Source organism: Anaerotignum sp. (assembly GCF_017483025.1).
Classification (GTDB): domain Bacteria; phylum Bacillota; class Clostridia; order Lachnospirales; family Anaerotignaceae; genus Anaerotignum_A.
Map to the genome: position 1 here is coordinate 1 of NZ_JAFUMA010000051.1, position 2,154 is coordinate 2,154.

General features: G+C 44.1%; 3 protein-coding genes. All 3 read right to left on the reverse strand.

Going from position 1 to position 2,154, the window contains the following annotated elements:
* Window positions 1-279: TRAP transporter large permease subunit (locus IJ369_RS04365; RefSeq protein WP_290716427.1), on the reverse strand; the 279-nt coding region annotated here is incomplete at its 3' end.
* A complete protein-coding gene (locus IJ369_RS04370) occupies window positions 276-764 on the reverse strand; it encodes a TRAP transporter small permease (RefSeq protein WP_290716429.1) in 489 nt (162 codons plus the stop codon). The genes IJ369_RS04370 and IJ369_RS04365, both read right to left, overlap by 4 nt.
* A gap of 21 nt (window positions 765-785) precedes the next feature.
* A complete protein-coding gene (locus IJ369_RS04375) occupies window positions 786-1,910 on the reverse strand; it encodes a TRAP transporter substrate-binding protein (RefSeq protein WP_290716431.1) in 1,125 nt (374 codons plus the stop codon).
* Window positions 1,911-2,154 lie beyond the last annotated feature (244 nt).

Below are 2,154 nucleotides of genomic sequence, written 5' to 3' on the forward strand. Positions count from 1 at the left end.
CTGGATTCTACCGAAGAATACGCTGGCCAGATTCAGCAGTCTCTTGGAGATACCGCCGCCGCCCATCAGTTCACCGGCGAAGATGAAGAAGGGGATAGCCATTGTAGGGAAAGAGTCACAACCGGTTACCATGTTCTGTGCAATGAAACCGAATGTCAACTGTTTTGTGTAAAGAATGTAGCCCAGAGATGCAATACCCAGGGAGAAACCGATGGGAACTGTCAGCACCAGACACGCGATCAATGTAAGAAATACTACTGCTGCAACTGTACCTGTCATGCTTCAGTCACCTCCTCGTGATTTTTCAATGCCTTTACTCGTCTAACAATACACTGGATCTGACGGATTGCTGTCAGCGCCATACCGATCATGGGTGCAGCATAAACAAACTGCATGGGGATACGCATAGCGGGAGACATCTGACCGGACCAAGCGATCTTATGGAATACTGTTACACCTGTAATAGCAATGAAGATGGAGAAGCCCAGAACGATCAGTTCGCTCAGGATTTCAACGTAAGGACGTGCTTTTTTAGGATACAGATTGATAGCAGCATCGATACGGATGTGTTTTTCTCTTCTTGCTGTATAGCTTACTGCAAAGTATACCAGCCATACGAACATATATCTTGCCATTTCTTCAGACCATGTCAGAGAGTTATGGAATACATAACGACAAATAACCTGAATAAAGATGATGACACTCATCGCAAAAATCAGTGGAATCATAAAGAATTCTTCCAAATGATCTAAAAACCATTTCATAGTAGTTACGCCCCTTTCCTATTAGCCTTCTTCAGGGAATTTTTCTTTAGCCTTAGCAACTTCATCATACAGCAGATCTACGATAGAAGGATCTGTTACTTTTGTATAAGCCATATCCTTCAGACCTTCACACGCTGCAATCATTTCTGCTTTTGCTTCGGGAGACAGGTCGCTGTATTCCATAGAAGGGCAGTTTTTGATGTTTTCGATTGCAACTGCTTCGTATTCGGAACATCTTTCACGTTCGTATGCAACTGCTTCGTCGGAAACTTTCAGTACGATTTCCTGCTGTTCAGGAGTCAGGCCATCGAATTTGTCCTTACTCATCAGGATCAGGTAAGGAGAGTAGATGTGTTTTGTATATGTATAGTGGCTCTGTACTTCATAGAATTTTGTCTGCCATGTCAGTTCGGCACCGTTGTCCTGTGCGTCTACTGTTTTCTGCTGCAGAGCTGTGAACAGTTCAGTGAAGGCCATAGGTGTGGGGTTCGCACCGTAGTTTTTCCACTGCTGCAGCTGCAGTTCGTTTTCCATGATACGGATCTTGATACCTTCCAGATCGGACATGGAGTTGATGGGTTTGTTTGTGGACAGTGTACGGAAAGAGTTTTCCTGCCACTGCAGCAGCTTGAAGCCGGATTCTTCCAGACCAGCTGCCAGCTTGTCGCCCAGAGCGCCGTCCAGAACTTCGTATACCTGCTGTTTGTTATCGAACAGCCAAGGGATATCCAGACAGAAGATGTCGTTGTCGAAGGAAGCTACTGTTGCGTTTGTTGCCAGTACGATGTCGTAGTTACCAAACTGGCAGCCTTCCAGCAGTTCACGTTCAGAACCAAGTACGTTGTCAGTGTAAATGTCGCAGCTCAGTGTGCCGCCGGATTCCTGTTCCAGACGCATTTTGAAGAATTTTGCAGCGTCGATTGTTGCAGGAGCGTTACCCAGTGCGTAGATGAAGTGATAGCAGTCATCTGTCAATTCTACGCCGGAATCAAAGTTTACAGGTTCTACTTTCTTTTCTACAAAACCTGTATTTGCTGTTGTTTCGCCTGTTTCATCTGTTGCAGCTATATCAGAACCGCCGCAGCCAGCCAGACCAAACACTGTGACCGCCGCTAACATAGCAGCGAGGCCTCTCTTAAAGAACATACAATTCCCTCCTCAATATTGAACTATACTATTCCGGTGTGTTGCATTTTCCGATCCATCTTCCCAAAAAGGAAAACTGAACCTTTTCTTTTGTACTTTCGTCGTTAATCTTCTTTTGTAACACAAATTCCAGTGAACAAAACTTCTTTTTCGCGAAAAAAGATTTAATTCAGACTAAAAACGCCTTTTTCTGAATTATAATTCACGTTTTTTCCACTGTCAATAAACAAAAAAAACAAAAAAA

Excerpts from the sequence above, each read along its gene's own strand:
- IJ369_RS04370 (WP_290716429.1), bottom strand. The coding sequence starts at position 764 with ATGAAATGGTTTTTAGATCATTTGGAAGAATTCTTTATGATTCCACTG.
- IJ369_RS04375 (WP_290716431.1), bottom strand. The coding sequence starts at position 1,910 with ATGTTCTTTAAGAGAGGCCTCGCTGCTATGTTAGCGGCGGTCACAGTG.